The following is a 14,056-nucleotide window of genomic DNA, read 5'->3' as shown; positions in this document are numbered from 1 at the left end:
CGGGGTTATCTTCCCGGTGCTTCGCCATGCTTGCCCGCTTTCCCCTGTATCTGCGGCTCGTCCGGATGGACAAGCCGATCGGCAGCCTGCTGCTGCTGTGGCCGACGCTCAACGCGCTGTGGATCGCGTCCGACGGCCATCCGCGCTGGCCGCTGCTCGTGATCTTCTCGCTCGGCACGCTGCTGATGCGCTCGGCCGGCTGCGCGATGAACGATTACGCCGACCGCGACTTCGACCGCCATGTGAAGCGCACGGCTGACCGGCCGCTGACGTCGGGCAAGATCCGCGCGTGGGAGGCCATTGCGATCGCGGTCGGGCTCGCATTCATCTCGTTCCTGCTGATCCTGCCGCTCAACACGCTGACGAAGCAACTGTCCGTCGTCGCGCTGTTCGTCGCGGGCTCGTATCCGTTCATGAAGCGCTTCTTCGCGATTCCTCAGGCGTATCTCGGCATCGCGTTCGGCTTCGGCATTCCGATGGCGTTCGCGGCCGTGCAGGACACGGTGCCGACGATCGCCTGGGTGATGCTGGTCGCGAACATCTTCTGGTCGGTCGCGTACGACACCGAATACGCGATGGTCGATCGCGACGACGACATCAAGATCGGGATTCGTACGTCCGCACTGACGTTCGGCCGCTTCGACGTCGCGGCCGTGATGCTGTGCTACGCGGTGACGCTCGGCATCTACGTATGGATCGGCGTGACGCTCGGCTTCGGCCTCGCGTACTGGGCCGGCTGGGCTGCGGCGGCCGGCTGCGCGCTGTATCACTACACGCTGATCAAGGACCGCGAGCGGATGCCGTGCTTCGCGGCGTTCCGCCACAACAACTGGCTCGGCGGCGTGTTGTTCGCGGGGATCGCCGTGCATTACCTGCTGGCAGGGAGCTGAGCTTCCCGATCTGTCCGCCGGCGTCATGTCGTGCGGAACGCGGCAACAAAAAAAAGCGGCCTGGGCCGCTTTTTTTGTTGGTCGAGCAAGGCAAGGGGGCGGCCCGTGCGACGCAGAGCGCACCGGGCCGATACCGCGGGCGCGCTTACGCGCGGCCGAGCTCGTCGCCCATTTCCTTCGCACGCGCTTCGGCTGCGAGCGCGCCGCGCACGATCGCATCCTTCACGCCTTGTGCGTCGAACGACGCGAGCGCGGCGGCCGTCGTGCCGCCCTTCGACGTCACACGCTCGCGCAGCACGCTCGCCGGCTCACCCGATTGCGCGGCGAGTTGCGCGGCGCCGGTGAACGTCGCGACCGCGAGTGCGCGGCCCTGTTCGTCGTTCATGCCGAGCTGGCGCGCGGCTTCCTGTAGCGCTTCGATGAAATAGAACACGTAGGCCGGGCCGCTGCCCGAAATCGCGGTAACAGCGTCGAGCTTCGATTCGTCGTCGAACCATACGATTTCGCCGACCGCGCCAAGCACGTTCGATGCGAGTTCGCGGCCCGCCGCATCGACGCCCGGCAGCGCAGCGAGGCCCGTCACGCCCATGCCGACGAGCGCGGGCGTGTTCGGCATCGTGCGCACGATGCGCGTGTAGTCGCCGAGCCAGCGCGCGAGGTCCGTGCCGCGGATACCGGCCGCGATGCTGATCACGAGCTGCGACTTCAGGTGCGGCGCGAGCGCTTGCGCGACATCCTTCAGCACCTGCGGCTTCACCGCGAGCACGACCGCGTCGTAGTCGGCGAGCGTCGCGTCGATGGCCGCGCCGGTGCGTACGCCGAATTGCTGCGCGGCGCGCGCGCGCACATCTTCGTTGACGTCGATGGCGTACAGGCCGTCAGCGGCGACGCCGCGCTTGATCAGGCCGCCGATCAGGGCCGCGGCCATGTTGCCGCCGCCGATGAATGCGATTTTCATGATGTCCGATTGAGCGAGTGAGTGAACGGTAGGGCGTAAAGGGTGCGGTGTTCAGTGCGAGTAATCGCGCGCGCCGAAGATCGCAGTGCCGACGCGCACGATCGTCGCGCCTTCGAGCACCGCCGCGTCGAGATCGGCGGACATGCCCATCGACAACGTGTCGAGCGGCAGGCCGTCGGCGCGCAACGTGTCGAACAGGGCGCGCAGCGCACGATGCGGCGCGCGTTGCGCGTCGGTGTCGCCGGCCGGTTCGGGAATCGCCATCAGGCCGCGCAGCCGCAGCGACGGCAGCGCGGCGACCGCGCGCGCGACCTCGGCCACATCGGCCGGCGCGACGCCGCTCTTCGACGCCTCGCCGCTGATGTTCACCTGCACGCACACGTTGAGCGGCGGCAGGTGCGCGGGGCGCTGTTCCGACAGGCGCTGCGCGATCTTCAGCCGGTCGACCGAATGGACCCAGTCGAAGCGTTCGGCCACCGGGCGTGTCTTGTTCGATTGCAGCGGCCCGATGAAATGCCATTCGAGGCCGGCGCGCAGGTCGGCGAGCGCGTCGATCTTGTCGATCGATTCCTGCACGTAGTTTTCGCCGAAGGCACGCTGTCCGGCCGCATGCGCGGCGCGCACGTCGTCGGCGGGAAACGTCTTCGAGACGGCGAGCAGCGATACGGTGGCGGGATCGCGGCCGGCCGCACGGGCGGCGTCGGCGATGCGGCGATGAACGGATTCGAGGCGAGCGGCGAGATCGGACATGACGGGCATGAAAGCAGGCACGGAAGCGGGCATGTAGCGGATGCGTCGCGGCACGCGACGCATCGATCCGCTCATTATACGGACGCCGCGCGCGAGGCCCAGCGCCAGCCCGTCATTCGCGTGAACCGACCCTAGCCGTACAGCAGATGCTCGACGAGCTGGATCCAGTGGGCGACCGGAATCTGCGTGCCGCTCTGCAGGTGCGCGATGCAGCCGACGTTCCCGGAGACGATCATCTGCGGTTCGAGCGCCTGTAGCTTCAGCAGCTTCTGCTTGCGCAACCGGTACGACAGCGACGGCTGCGTCAGCGAATAGGTGCCGGCCGACCCGCAGCACAGATGGCTGTCGGCCGGCAGCCGCACGTCGATGCCGAGCGTCTCGAGCAGGCGCTCGACCTTGCCGCGCGACTGCTGGCCGTGCTGCAGCGTGCACGGCGGGTGGTACGCCACCGTATGGATCGCGCGGCGCCGCGCGAGCGTCGCCAGCTCGGCCTCGAACGCGAGCAGCACATCGGAGATGTCGCGCGTCAGCGACACGATGCGCTGCGCCTTCTCCGCGTAGGCCGGGTCATCGCGCAGCAGGTGCGCGTATTCGAGCACCGTCGCGCCGCAGCCGGACGCATTCATCACGATCGCCTCGACACCCTGTTCGACATGGGGCCACCACGCGTCGATGTTGCGGCGCGCGTCGTCGAGCGCTTCGTCGTGATAGTTCAGGTGCAGGCGGATCGCGCCGCAGCAGCCGGCGTCGGGCGAGACGACCGTCTCGATGCCGAGCGCATCGAGCACGCGCGCGGTCGCGATGTTGATGTTCGGCAGCATCGACGGCTGTACGCAGCCGCCGAGCATCAGCATCTTGCGCGTATGCGTGCGGTGCGGCCATTCGAGCAGCCGCGTGCGCGGCGGCACCTTGTCGCGCAGCCGCTTCGGCAGCAGCGGCCGCACGTGCTGGCCGAGCCGCATTACCGGCGAGAACAGCGCCTCGTTCGGCACGAGGCTCGCGAGCAGGCGGCGCACGAGACGCTGCTGCACCGGGCGCTTCACCTGCGCCTCGACGTGCTTGCGGCCGATCTCGACGAGCCGGCCGTACTGGACGCCGGACGGACAGGTCGTCTCGCAGCTGCGGCACGTGAGGCAGCGGTCGAGGTGCTGCTGCGTGCTGCGCGTGACGGGCGCGCCTTCGACCATCTGCTTGATCAGGTAGATACGGCCGCGCGGGCCGTCGAGTTCGTCGCCGAGCAACTGGTAGGTCGGGCAGGTCGCGGTACAGAACCCGCAATGCACGCACTTGCGCAATATCGCGTCGGCCTCGTCGCCGTCGGGCGTATTGCGGATGAAATCGGCGAGGTTCGTTTGCATCGATCCCTCAGAGGTCGGGGTAGAGCCGGCCGCGGTTGAAGATGCGCGCGGGATCGAACGCGGCCTTCAGCCCGCGGTGGATTTTCATCATCGGGGCGGGGAGCGGCGTGAACACGCCCGCGCTGCGGTCGTACGCGTCGCCCGCGCGGAACAGCGTCGCGTGGCCGCCGGCCTGCTTCGCGCTCATCCGCACGGTTTGTGCATCGGCGTCGGTGATCCACCAGCGCTGCGCGCCACCCCATTCCATCAGCTGGGTGCCGGGCAGGTGCATCGGTTCGGTGATCGACGGCAGCGCGAGGCGCCACAGCGCATAGCCGGGCGGGATGCCGTTGAAGAACGGGTCGGTATGCTCGCGCAGGCCGGCCCAGAAGCGTTCGGCCTCGACCGCGTCGACGACTTCGCCGCCGAGCAGCGTCTTCGCGGATTTCACGGCCGCTTCGGCGCCCGACAGGCGCAGCACGAGCGTGCCGTTGCGCCACCCGCTCGCGCTGACGGGCAGCGGATGGCCGCCCCATTCGTTGAGCTTGCGCACGGCGTCGGTCGCGGTCATCTCGAACTTCAGCGTGACTTCGGCGACGGGCATCGGCAGCACCTTGATCGACAGGTCGAGCATCAGCCCGAGCGTGCCGAGCGCGCCGGCCATCAGCCGCGACACGTCGTAGCCGGCGACGTTCTTCACGACCTGGCCGCCGAAGCGCAGCATTTCGCCGCGGCCGTTCATCAGCGTGACGCCGAGCACGAAATCGCGCGGCGCGCCGCAGGTGGCCCGCCGCGGACCCGCGAGACCGGCCGCGATGCAGCCGCCGACGGTGGCCGCGCGGCCGAAGTGCGGCGGCTCGAACGGCAGCATCTGGCCGCACTCGGCGAGGACGGTTTCAAGCTGCGCGAGCGGCGTGCCCGCGCGGACCGTGACGACGAGTTCGGCCGGGTCGTACGACACGACGCCCTGAAACGCGCGTGTGTCGAGTATTTCGCCCTCGAGCGCCTGGCCGTACCAGTCCTTGGTGCCGCCGCCGCGAATCCGCAGCGGCCGGCCGTCGGCACTGGCGGCACGGATGCGCTCGGCCCATCCGGCGACGATGTCGTCCTCTTCCATGTTCTGTTGCTGCCTCGACTTGTTGTTCGGTCGATTGTACCGGGGTGGCGCGATTCCACATCGCGACTATCCCTAAGCCCCGTATTGTCGGCCGCATGCTTGCGCGATCGCACGAACGGGCCGCGCGGACGTGGCCGTCCGCCGCGACCCGGCCGCCGGCACGGGCCGCGTACCGCGCGCGATGCTCAGAAGCGCGGCAGGTCGGGGTGCGGCAGCAGCCCGCCGCGCACGTGCTGGCGACCGTACTCGGCGCAGCGTGCGCGGGTCGGGATGCCCTTGTCCGGGTTCAGCAACCCCGCCGGATCGAAGGCGCGCTTGACCGCGAAGAACGCATCGCGCTCCTGCGGCGAGAACTGTACGCACATCGAATTGAGCTTCTCGATGCCGACGCCGTGCTCGCCCGTCACGCTGCCGCCGAATTCCACGCAGCATTCGAGGATTTCCGCGCCGAACTGCTCGGCGCGGTGCAGTTCGTCCGGATCATTGGCGTTGTACAGGATCAGCGGATGCATGTTGCCGTCGCCCGCGTGGAACACGTTGATGCAGCGCAGCCCGTAGCGCGTTTCGAGCTGCTCGATGCGCGCGAGCAGCGGGCCGATCGCACGGCGCGGCACGGTGCCGTCCATGCAGTAGTAGTCGGCGGAAATCCGGCCGGCGGCCGGGAACGCGTTCTTGCGGCCCGACCAGAAGCGCAGCCGCTCGTGTTCGTTGCGCGATACCTGGATGCGCGTCGCGCCGTGCTCGCGCAGCACGGCGGTCATCCGCACGATCTCCTCCGCGACTTCTTCCGGCGTGCCGTCCGATTCGCACAGCAGGATCGCTTTTGCCTCGAGGTCGTAGCCTGCGTGCGTGAACGCCTCGACGGCCTGCGTGGCCGGCTTGTCCATCATTTCGAGCCCGGCCGGGATGATCCCCGACGCGATGATCGCCGCGACGGCCTCGCCGCCCTTGACGACGTCGTCGAAGCTCGCCATCACGAGCTGGGCCGTTTGCGGCTTCGGGATCAGCTTCACCGTGACCTCGGTGACGATCGCGAACATCCCTTCGCTGCCGATCATCACGGCGAGCAGGTCGAGGCCCGGCATGTCGAGCGCGAGCGAGCCGAATTCGACGATCTCGCCGTCGATCGTCACCGCGCGCACCCGCATCACGTTGTGCACGGTCAGCCCGTATTTCAGGCAGTGGACGCCGCCGGAATTCTCCGCGACGTTGCCACCGATCGTGCACGCGATCTGCGACGACGGATCGGGCGCGTAATAGAGGCCGTACGGCGCGGCGGCCTCCGAGATCGCGAGGTTGCGCACGCCGGGCTGCACGGTTGCCGTGCGTGCGTAAGGATCGACTTCGACGATGCGCGTGAAGCGCGCAAGCGACAGCACGACGCCGAGCGCGATCGGCAGCGCGCCGCCCGACAGGCTCGTGCCCGCGCCGCGCGGCACGATCGGCACTTCCATGCGGCGGCAGATCTGCACGATCCGCTGCACCTGCGATTCCGTTTCGGGCAGCGCGACCGCGAGCGGCAGGCGGCGGTACGCGGACAGGCCGTCGCATTCGTACGGCGCCGTGTCTTCGTCGCGGTACAGCAGGCAGTGCGTCGGCAGCACGGCCATCAGCGCCTGCACGACTTCACGCTGGCGCTGCGCGCGTGCCGCGCTCGACAGTTCGACGGGAGCGTTCATTGGGTCTCCTGCAGCAGGAGGCGCGGCGTCGCGCCGCCGTGTCAGCACGTGAAAATCTTGCCCGGATTCATCAGGTTGCGCGGATCGAGCGCGAGCTTGATCGCACGCATCGTATCGATCGCGTTGTCGCCGTGCTCCTTCGGCAGGAAGCGCATCTTGTGCAGCCCCACGCCGTGCTCGCCCGTGCAGGTGCCGCCGAGGCGCAGCGCGCGCTCGACGATCCGGTCGTTGATGTGCTCGGCTTCGGCGATTTCCTCGGGTTTGTCGGGGTCGATCAGGATCGCGACGTGGAAATTGCCGTCGCCGACGTGGCCGACGATCGGGCAGGGCAGCGACGACGCGCGCAGGTCGACTTCGGTTTCCTCGACGCACGCGGCGAGCTGCGAGATCGGCACGCACACGTCGGTCGTCACCGCGCGGCAGCCGGGTTTCAACTGCAGCATCGCGAAATACGCGTTGTGGCGGGCGGCCCAGAGCCGGCTGCGGTCTTCGGGGCGGGTTGCCCATTCGAAGCCCTGGCCGTGGTTCTGGCCGGCGAGCGCCTGCACGAGTTCGGCCTGCTCCTTCACGCCGGCCTCGGTGCCGTGGAATTCGAAGAACAGCGTCGGCGCTTCGGTCAGCGTCAGGTTCGAATGGCGGTTGATCGAGCGCACGGCGAGCGCATCGACGAATTCGACGCGCGCGATCGGCACGCCGATCTGGATCGTCTCGATCACGGTGCGTACCGCGTCGCCCATCGACGGGAACGTGCAGATCGCGGCGGATACCGCTTCGGGCAGCGGATGCAGGCGCAGCGTGATCTCCGTGATCACGCCGAGCGTGCCCTCGGAGCCGACGAACAGGCGCGTGAGGTCGTAGCCGGCCGACGACTTGCGGGCGCGCGAGCCGGTTTTCACCACGCGGCCGTCGGCGAGCACCGCGGTCAGGCCGAGCACGTTCTCGCGCATCGTGCCGTAGCGCACGGCGTTGGTGCCCGACGCGCGGGTCGCGGTCATTCCGCCGATGCTGGCGTCGGCGCCCGGATCGATCGGGAAGAACAGGCCGGTGTCGCGCAGCGCTTCGTTGAGCGCCTTGCGCGTGATGCCCGGCTCGACCGTCACGGTCAGGTCTTCCGCGTTGATCGACAGCACGCGGTTCATTTCCGACAGGTCGAGCGAAACGCCGCCGCGCACCGCGAGCAGATGGCCTTCGAGCGACGAGCCGGCGCCGTACGGGATCAGCGGGACGCTGTACAGCGAGCACAGCGACACGACTTCGCGCACGTCGTCCGCGCTGTGCGCGAACACGACGGCGTCGGGCAGTTGCGGGTCGAACGGCGATTCGTCGCGGCCGTGGTGGGCGCGGACGGCGTCAGCGGTCGATACGCGCTCGCCGAAGACGGCGCGCAGCGCATCGAGCATGGCGGGGGGAAGCGGGCGGCGCGTAGCGGCCGGCGGGGCAGGGTAATTCACGTACGTCTCCTTGTCGATCCGGGTGAGCGCGTTGGCGCCGCCCCGGCTCCCGTGCTGCAGGGTTTCGGCCCATTCTACGCTGTAACGCCCGCTGCGCCTGCCGCTGCGGGCTGCGATAATCACGTTCGAACGCAACCGGGCCGCCTCGCGGCCGCGCACGAGAGGACATTCGCATGGGCAACCGCTTGAGCAAGATCGCCACGCGCACGGGCGACGATGGCACCACCGGCCTTGGCGATGGCCGACGCATCGGCAAGGACGACACGCGGATCGCCGCGATCGGCGACGTCGACGAACTGAGCTCGAACCTCGGCGTGCTGCTCGCCGAAACGCTGCCGGACGAAATCCGCACGGCGCTCGTGACGATCCAGCACGACCTGTTCGATCTCGGCGGCGAACTGTGCATTCCCGGCCATACGGTGCTCGACGACACGCATCTCGCGCGTCTCGACCGCTGGCTCGCCGACTACAACGCAACGCTGCCGCCGCTGAAGGAATTCATCCTGCCGGCCGGCTCGCGTGCGGCGTCGCTCGCGCACGTGTGCCGAACCGTGTGCCGCCGCGCGGAGCGCTCGATCGTCGCGCTCGGGCGCACTGAAACGCTCAATGATGCGCCGCGGCGCTACGTGAACCGGCTGTCGGACCTGCTGTTCGTGCTGGCGCGCGTGCTGAATCGCACCGACGGCGGGTCGGACGTGCTGTGGGAGCGCGGCCGCGTCCGCTGACGCTTTGTCCCCTTTGCCGCACTGCGACAATTTGCCCGGGGAGGCTCCGTTTTTAAAGATGTATCGTATGTGCATGTTTAACGGAGAACGAACATGACCCACATCACCGCTGATCAGATGGCTCGCGTGAAGGCCACTGCCCCTGTCCTCGCCGTGCACGGCGCGACGATCACGAAGCACTTCTACCAGCGCATGTTCGCGCGCCATCCGGAACTGAAGAACCTGTTCAACCAGACGCACCAGAAGACCGGCAGCCAGCCGGAAACGCTCGCGAAGGCCGTCTACGCGTATGCGGCGAACATCGACAACCTCGGCGCGCTGGGCGGCGCCGTGACCAAGATCGCGCACAAGCACGCGAGCCTGAACATCCGCCCCGAGCATTACCCGATCGTCGGCGAGAACCTGCTTGCGTCGATCGTCGAAGTGCTGGGCGACGCGGTCGATGCCGAGACGCTCGAGGCGTGGCGCGTCGCTTACGGCCAGCTTGCGCAGATCCTGATCGGCGTCGAGGCCGACCTGTACGCAGGCGCCGCGTGGAGCGGGTTCCGTCCGTTCAAGGTCGAGCGCAAGGTGCGCGAAAGCGACGAGATCACGTCGTTCTACCTGACCCCGGCCGACGGCGGCGCGGCGCCGACGTTCGAGCCCGGCCAGTACATCACGGTGAAGCGCTTCGTCGGCGACCTCGGTGTCGACCAGCCGCGCCAGTACAGCCTGTCCGACGCGCCGCACGGCAAGTGGCTGCGCATCTCGGTGAAGCGCGAGGCCGGCAAGCCGGAAGTCATTCCGGCCGGCAAGGTGTCGACGCTGATGCACGATGGCGTGGAAGAGGGGGCGATCGTCGAGGTGACCGCGCCGATGGGCGAATTCTCGCTGAAGCGTGGCGTCGAGACGCCGGTCGTGCTGATTTCCGGCGGCGTCGGCATTACGCCGATGCTGTCGATGGCGTCGACGCTGATCGCCGAGGGCAGCAAGCGCGAAGTGCGGTTCGTCCACGCGTGCCGCTCGGGCGCGGTGCACGCGTTCCGCGACTGGCTGAACGATACGGTGCGCGACCATGCGAACGTCAAGCGCACGGTGGTGTACGAACTGGTCGGCCCGAACGATCGCGCCGGCATCGACTACGACCTGGAAGGGCGCCTCACGCCGGAACGCTTGCAGCAATACGCGCTGGTGCCGGACGCCGACTACTACATTTGCGGCCCGATCGGGTTCATGAAGGCGCAGCGTGACGCGCTCGTCGCGCTCGGCGTCGCGCCGGAACGCGTGAACACCGAAATCTTCGGTTCGGGCGCGCTCGAGTGATGCACTGGCGGAGGGTCTCCGGCCAATGAAAAAGCCCGGCGCGAGCCGGGCTTTTTTGTTGCGTGCATGCGTCAGGCGCGCAGCATCAGCGTCGCGTGATAGCGCCACACTTTCGGATCGGCGCTGACGAGCGGCATGCCTTCATGGAGTGCCTGCGCAACCATCACGCGGTCGAACGGATCGGCATGGTCCGGAAAATCGGGCAACGCGGCGACGCCTTCGACGTGATCGCTGCTGATCGGCAACTCCGCGAAACCTGCGAGCCGGAACGCCGAGCGTGCATCGCGCGGATGAACGGGCAGATTGCCTTTGCGGTATTTGATCGCGATTTCCCAGATGGACGCGGCGCTGACGTACAGCGTGTTTTCGGGATGCTCGATCAACGCGGCCGCGGTCGCTGACAGTTGAGGCGCGCCTTCGGCCGCCCATAGCGCGATGTGCGTATCGAGCAGCAGCTTCACGGCGCGAGTCCCTGTTCCGAACTGGCGTCGAAGTCGGCGGAGATCGATTCGTCGCCGGCGTTGAACGCCTCGACGGTTGTGGGGATGTTCAGCCCGGCAAGCAAATGACGGGCTGCGCCGATCCGCTTCGGCGCCGCGTAAGGAACGATGCGCGCAACCGGATGACCATTGCGGGCGATCACGACTTCGGATTCGCGTCCCAATTCGAGCGCTTCGACGAGGCTTGAGAGCCGCGACTTGGCATCGTGCATGTTGACGGTCGGCATGATCGCCCCCGTGGTTAGCTAGACAATGTTAGCTAGTCTAGCAGAGCGAAACGACGACCGCACGCTGGCCGCATGGCCAACCCGCCGGCAGGCGGGGACATGCGGCCAGCCTGTCTGCGCCCGTCAGTTGCCGCTGCCGCGCGTGACGCGGCGTGCCTTCACCGATTCAGCGAGGCCCTCGAGCACCTTCACGCTGTCGTCCCACGCGATGCACGCATCGGTGATGCTCTGGCCGTAGGTCAGTTCGCAGCCTTCCTTCAGGTCCTGGCGACCCTCGACGAGGTGCGACTCGATCATCACGCCGACGATCCGTGCGTCGCCGGCCGCGATCTGTCGGCCGATGTCGGCACAGACGGGGATCTGGTTCTCGTGCTTCTTCGAGCTGTTCGCGTGGCTCGCGTCGATCATCAGGCGCGCCGCGAGGCCTGCCTTGCCGATGTCCGCGCAGGCGGCGTTCACGCTCTCCGCGTCATAGTTCGGCGTCTTGCCGCCGCGCAGGATCACGTGGCAGTCCTCGTTGCCGGCCGTCGACACGATCGCCGAATGGCCGCCCTTCGTCACCGACAGGAAATGGTGCGGCTGCGAGGCGGCCTTGATCGCGTCGACCGCGATCTTCACGTTGCCGTCGGTGCCGTTCTTGAAGCCGACCGGGCACGACAGCCCCGATGCGAGCTCGCGGTGCACCTGCGATTCCGTCGTGCGTGCGCCGATCGCGCCCCACGAGATCAGGTCGGCGATGTACTGCGGGCTGATCATGTCGAGGTATTCGGTCGCCGCCGGCAGCCCCATCTCGTTGATCTGGAGCAGCAGCTCGCGCGCGGTGCGCAGCCCTTCGTTGATCTTGAAGCTGTTGTCGAGGTGCGGATCGTTGATGAGGCCCTTCCAGCCGACCGTCGTGCGCGGCTTCTCGAAGTACACGCGCATCACGATTTCCAGTTCGCCCTTGAAGCGCTCGCGCTCCTTCACGAGCCGGCCCGCGTATTCGATCGCCGCCTTCGTGTCGTGGATCGAGCACGGCCCGACGACGACGATCAGCCGGTCGTCCATCCCGTGCAGGATGCGGTGCATCGACTGGCGCGAGTTGTAGATCAGCTCGGACGCGGCTTCGGAGCACGCGAATTCGCGGATCAGGTGGGCGGGCGGCGTCAGTTCCTTGAGTTCGCGAATGCGGACGTCGTCGGTGTTGTGCGGGGGCATGCTGTTTCTCCTTGGTTCCGGGCGCCGTTCGGTCAGTGCGAGTGCGCGTGCGGCAGATTCATCAATTCAAGCGATTCAGTGGTTTCGGTCGGGGCCGCGGGACCGCTGCGACGGCGACCGGGTGGCGAAGGGCGAAAAAAAACCGCCGGGTTCGCCGGCGGTTTTTTCGGGAATTTCGGTTGCGCTTTACGCGCCATCAACCCTCTCGATCCGCCAGCGGTCTGAGATACCAAAAAAAGTAAAAGTAAAACTTGGCGGACATGACGGAGATTCGGTTCGTCAAAAAAGTTGATTCGGAATTTATACCCCGTCGCCGGGCGGCTGGCAACCGGGAAACGTCGAAAATGCGGAAATTCCGCGCGTTTTCTTCAAAATGCGCGGAATGTCTGCGCCGCGATGCGGTTATGCCGTACCGCCGACCGTCATCCTGTCGATCCGCAGGGTCGGCTGGCCGACGCCGACCGGCACGCTCTGGCCTTCCTTGCCGCACACGCCGACACCCGAGTCGAGCGACATGTCGTTGCCGATCATGCTCACGTCCTTCAGCGATTCGGGGCCGCTGCCGATCAGCGTCGCGCCCTTCACCGGGTAGGTGACCTTGCCGTTCTCGATCATGTACGCCTCGGATGCCGAGAACACGAACTTGCCGTTCGTGATGTCGACCTGGCCGCCGCCGAAGTTCACCGCGTACAGGCCGTTCTTCACCGACGCGATGATTTCCTGCGGATCCTTGTCGCCGTTCAGCATGTACGTGTTCGTCATGCGCGGCATCGGCAGCGCCGCGTACGACTCGCGCCGCGCGTTGCCGGTGACCGGCATCTTCATCAGGCGTGCGTTCAGCGTGTCCTGGATGTAGCCCTTCAGGATGCCGTCCTCGATCAGCGTCGTGCACTGCGTCGGGTTGCCTTCGTCGTCGATGTTCAGCGAGCCGCGGCGGTTCGGCAGCGTGCCGTCGTCGACGACGGTCACGCCCTTCGCAGCAACGCGCTCGCCGATCCGGCCGGCGAATGCCGACGAACCCTTGCGGTTGAAGTCGCCCTCGAGCCCGTGGCCGATCGCCTCGTGCAGCAGCACGCCCGGCCAGCCCGGCCCGAGCACGACCGTCATCGCGCCGGCGGGCGCGGGGCGGGCGTCGAGGTTGACGAGTGCCGCGTGCACGGCGTCGTCGACGTAGCGCGACAGCACTTCGTCGGTGAAGTAGCCGTAGTCGAAGCGGCCACCGCCGCCGCCGGAGCCGATCTCGCGGCGGCCGTTCTGCTCGGCGATCACCGTGACCGACACGCGCACGAGCGGGCGGATGTCGGCCGCGAGCGCGCCGTCGCTGCGTGCGACCAGCACGACGTCGTATTCGCCGGCGAGGCCCGCCATCACCTGCGTGATGCGCGGGTCGCGGCCGCGCGCCATCTGCTCGATGCGTTCGAGCAGCTTGACCTTGGCCGTCGCGTCGAGCGACGCGAGCGGATCGGACGGCAGGTACAGGTCGCGGCCCGAGATGCCCTTCAGCGACGTTGCCGCCTTGATCTTCTGGCGGCCGCCGCCGGCTGCCGCGATCGCCTTGGTGGCGGCAGCGGCTTGCGCGATCGCTTCCGGCGACAGGTCGTCCGAGTACGCGAACGCGGTGCGGTCGCCCGCGACCGCGCGCACGCCGACGCCCTGGTCGATGCTGAAGCTGCCCGATTTGACGATGCCTTCCTCGAGGCTCCACGCTTCGCTGCGGGTTGCCTGGAAGTACAGGTCCGCGTAGTCGACGCGATGCGTGAAGATGTCGGCGATCGTGCGCGTGAGCAGGCTTTCGTCGAGGCCGTACGGCGTGAGCAGGATGTCCTTCGCCAGCGCGAGGTTGCGGATGCCGGGTTCGATGATGTTCATGCGGATATCGGGGTTTCTCAAAAAGTTGTCGGGTGCTTCTGGGCAGATGGGTTG

General features: G+C 67.6%; 14 protein-coding genes. 4 read left to right on the top strand and 10 right to left on the bottom strand.

Annotated elements, in window-relative coordinates:
- The first annotated feature begins 26 nt into the window (after window positions 1-26).
- Window positions 27-890 (top strand): 4-hydroxybenzoate octaprenyltransferase, encoded by an 864-nt coding sequence (gene ubiA / locus BDI24065_RS10550; RefSeq protein ID WP_175031189.1) that lies wholly within the window; start codon window positions 27-29, stop codon window positions 888-890.
- A 145-nt stretch (window positions 891-1,035) separates the two neighbouring features.
- Here ubiA and proC read toward each other — a convergent pair whose 3' ends face one another.
- The 6 genes from proC to BDI24065_RS10520 all read right to left on the bottom strand — a co-directional run bounded on the left by proC (window position 1,036) and on the right by BDI24065_RS10520 (window position 8,182).
- Window positions 1,036-1,848, bottom strand: a complete 813-nt coding sequence (proC, locus tag BDI24065_RS10545; protein WP_175031188.1) for a pyrroline-5-carboxylate reductase — start codon at window positions 1,846-1,848, stop codon at window positions 1,036-1,038.
- 51 nt (window positions 1,849-1,899) lie between these two features.
- Window positions 1,900-2,598: a YggS family pyridoxal phosphate-dependent enzyme gene (locus BDI24065_RS10540; RefSeq protein ID WP_175031233.1), complete on the bottom strand. Its 699-nt coding sequence runs from the start codon at window positions 2,596-2,598 to the stop codon at window positions 1,900-1,902.
- Window positions 2,599-2,729: 131 nt separating this feature from the next.
- Complete coding sequence (glcF, locus tag BDI24065_RS10535) at window positions 2,730-3,956, bottom strand: glycolate oxidase subunit GlcF (RefSeq protein ID WP_175031187.1); 1,227 nt, start codon at window positions 3,954-3,956, stop codon at window positions 2,730-2,732.
- Between the two features lie 7 nt (window positions 3,957-3,963).
- Entirely contained in the window at window positions 3,964-5,052 is a 1,089-nt protein-coding gene (glcE, locus tag BDI24065_RS10530) for a glycolate oxidase subunit GlcE (RefSeq protein WP_071333943.1), read from the bottom strand.
- 185 nt (window positions 5,053-5,237) lie between these two features.
- A complete protein-coding gene (locus BDI24065_RS10525) occupies window positions 5,238-6,731 on the bottom strand; it encodes an FAD-linked oxidase C-terminal domain-containing protein (protein ID WP_011351007.1) in 1,494 nt (497 codons plus the stop codon).
- A 41-nt stretch (window positions 6,732-6,772) separates the two neighbouring features.
- A complete protein-coding gene (locus tag BDI24065_RS10520; RefSeq protein ID WP_175031186.1) occupies window positions 6,773-8,182 on the bottom strand; it encodes an FAD-binding oxidoreductase in 1,410 nt (469 codons plus the stop codon).
- Window positions 8,183-8,355: 173 nt separating this feature from the next.
- On the opposite strand from BDI24065_RS10520, the gene BDI24065_RS10515 reads away from it, so the two are divergent.
- Both BDI24065_RS10515 and hmpA read left to right on the top strand, forming a co-directional pair.
- Window positions 8,356-8,907 (top strand): cob(I)yrinic acid a,c-diamide adenosyltransferase, encoded by a 552-nt coding sequence (locus BDI24065_RS10515; protein ID WP_175031185.1) that lies wholly within the window; start codon window positions 8,356-8,358, stop codon window positions 8,905-8,907.
- A gap of 93 nt (window positions 8,908-9,000) precedes the next feature.
- A complete protein-coding gene (gene hmpA, locus BDI24065_RS10510) occupies window positions 9,001-10,209 on the top strand; it encodes an NO-inducible flavohemoprotein (RefSeq protein WP_175031184.1) in 1,209 nt (402 codons plus the stop codon).
- 71 nt (window positions 10,210-10,280) lie between these two features.
- Here the strand turns inward: hmpA and BDI24065_RS10505 are convergent, their stop codons facing one another.
- The 3 genes from BDI24065_RS10505 to aroG form a co-directional block, all read right to left on the bottom strand.
- On the bottom strand, window positions 10,281-10,670 hold the full coding sequence (locus tag BDI24065_RS10505) for a type II toxin-antitoxin system VapC family toxin (RefSeq protein ID WP_011351011.1): 390 nt from the start codon (window positions 10,668-10,670) through the stop codon (window positions 10,281-10,283).
- Window positions 10,667-10,936, bottom strand: coding sequence for a type II toxin-antitoxin system Phd/YefM family antitoxin (locus BDI24065_RS10500; RefSeq protein WP_175031183.1), 270 nt, complete (start codon window positions 10,934-10,936; stop codon window positions 10,667-10,669). The genes BDI24065_RS10505 and BDI24065_RS10500 overlap by 4 nt, the downstream gene beginning before the upstream one ends.
- Window positions 10,937-11,059: 123 nt before the next feature.
- Window positions 11,060-12,133: a 3-deoxy-7-phosphoheptulonate synthase AroG gene (gene aroG / locus BDI24065_RS10495; RefSeq protein ID WP_069746145.1), complete on the bottom strand. Its 1,074-nt coding sequence runs from the start codon at window positions 12,131-12,133 to the stop codon at window positions 11,060-11,062.
- Between aroG and BDI24065_RS10490 the strand changes: the two genes are divergently transcribed.
- Complete coding sequence (locus BDI24065_RS10490) at window positions 12,132-12,425, top strand: hypothetical protein (protein ID WP_175031182.1); 294 nt, start codon at window positions 12,132-12,134, stop codon at window positions 12,423-12,425. The two genes, aroG and BDI24065_RS10490, sit on opposite strands and share 2 nt — an antisense overlap.
- Before the next feature lie 110 nt (window positions 12,426-12,535).
- On the opposite strand, the gene tldD is transcribed toward BDI24065_RS10490, so the two are convergent.
- Window positions 12,536-14,002 (bottom strand): metalloprotease TldD, encoded by a 1,467-nt coding sequence (gene tldD, locus BDI24065_RS10485; RefSeq protein WP_175031181.1) that lies wholly within the window; start codon window positions 14,000-14,002, stop codon window positions 12,536-12,538.
- Window positions 14,003-14,056 lie beyond the last annotated feature (54 nt).

This window comes from Burkholderia lata (assembly GCF_902499025.1).
Lineage (GTDB): Bacteria > Pseudomonadota > Gammaproteobacteria > Burkholderiales > Burkholderiaceae > Burkholderia > Burkholderia lata_C.
This window is presented reverse-complemented; position numbering and strand designations above follow the sequence as displayed.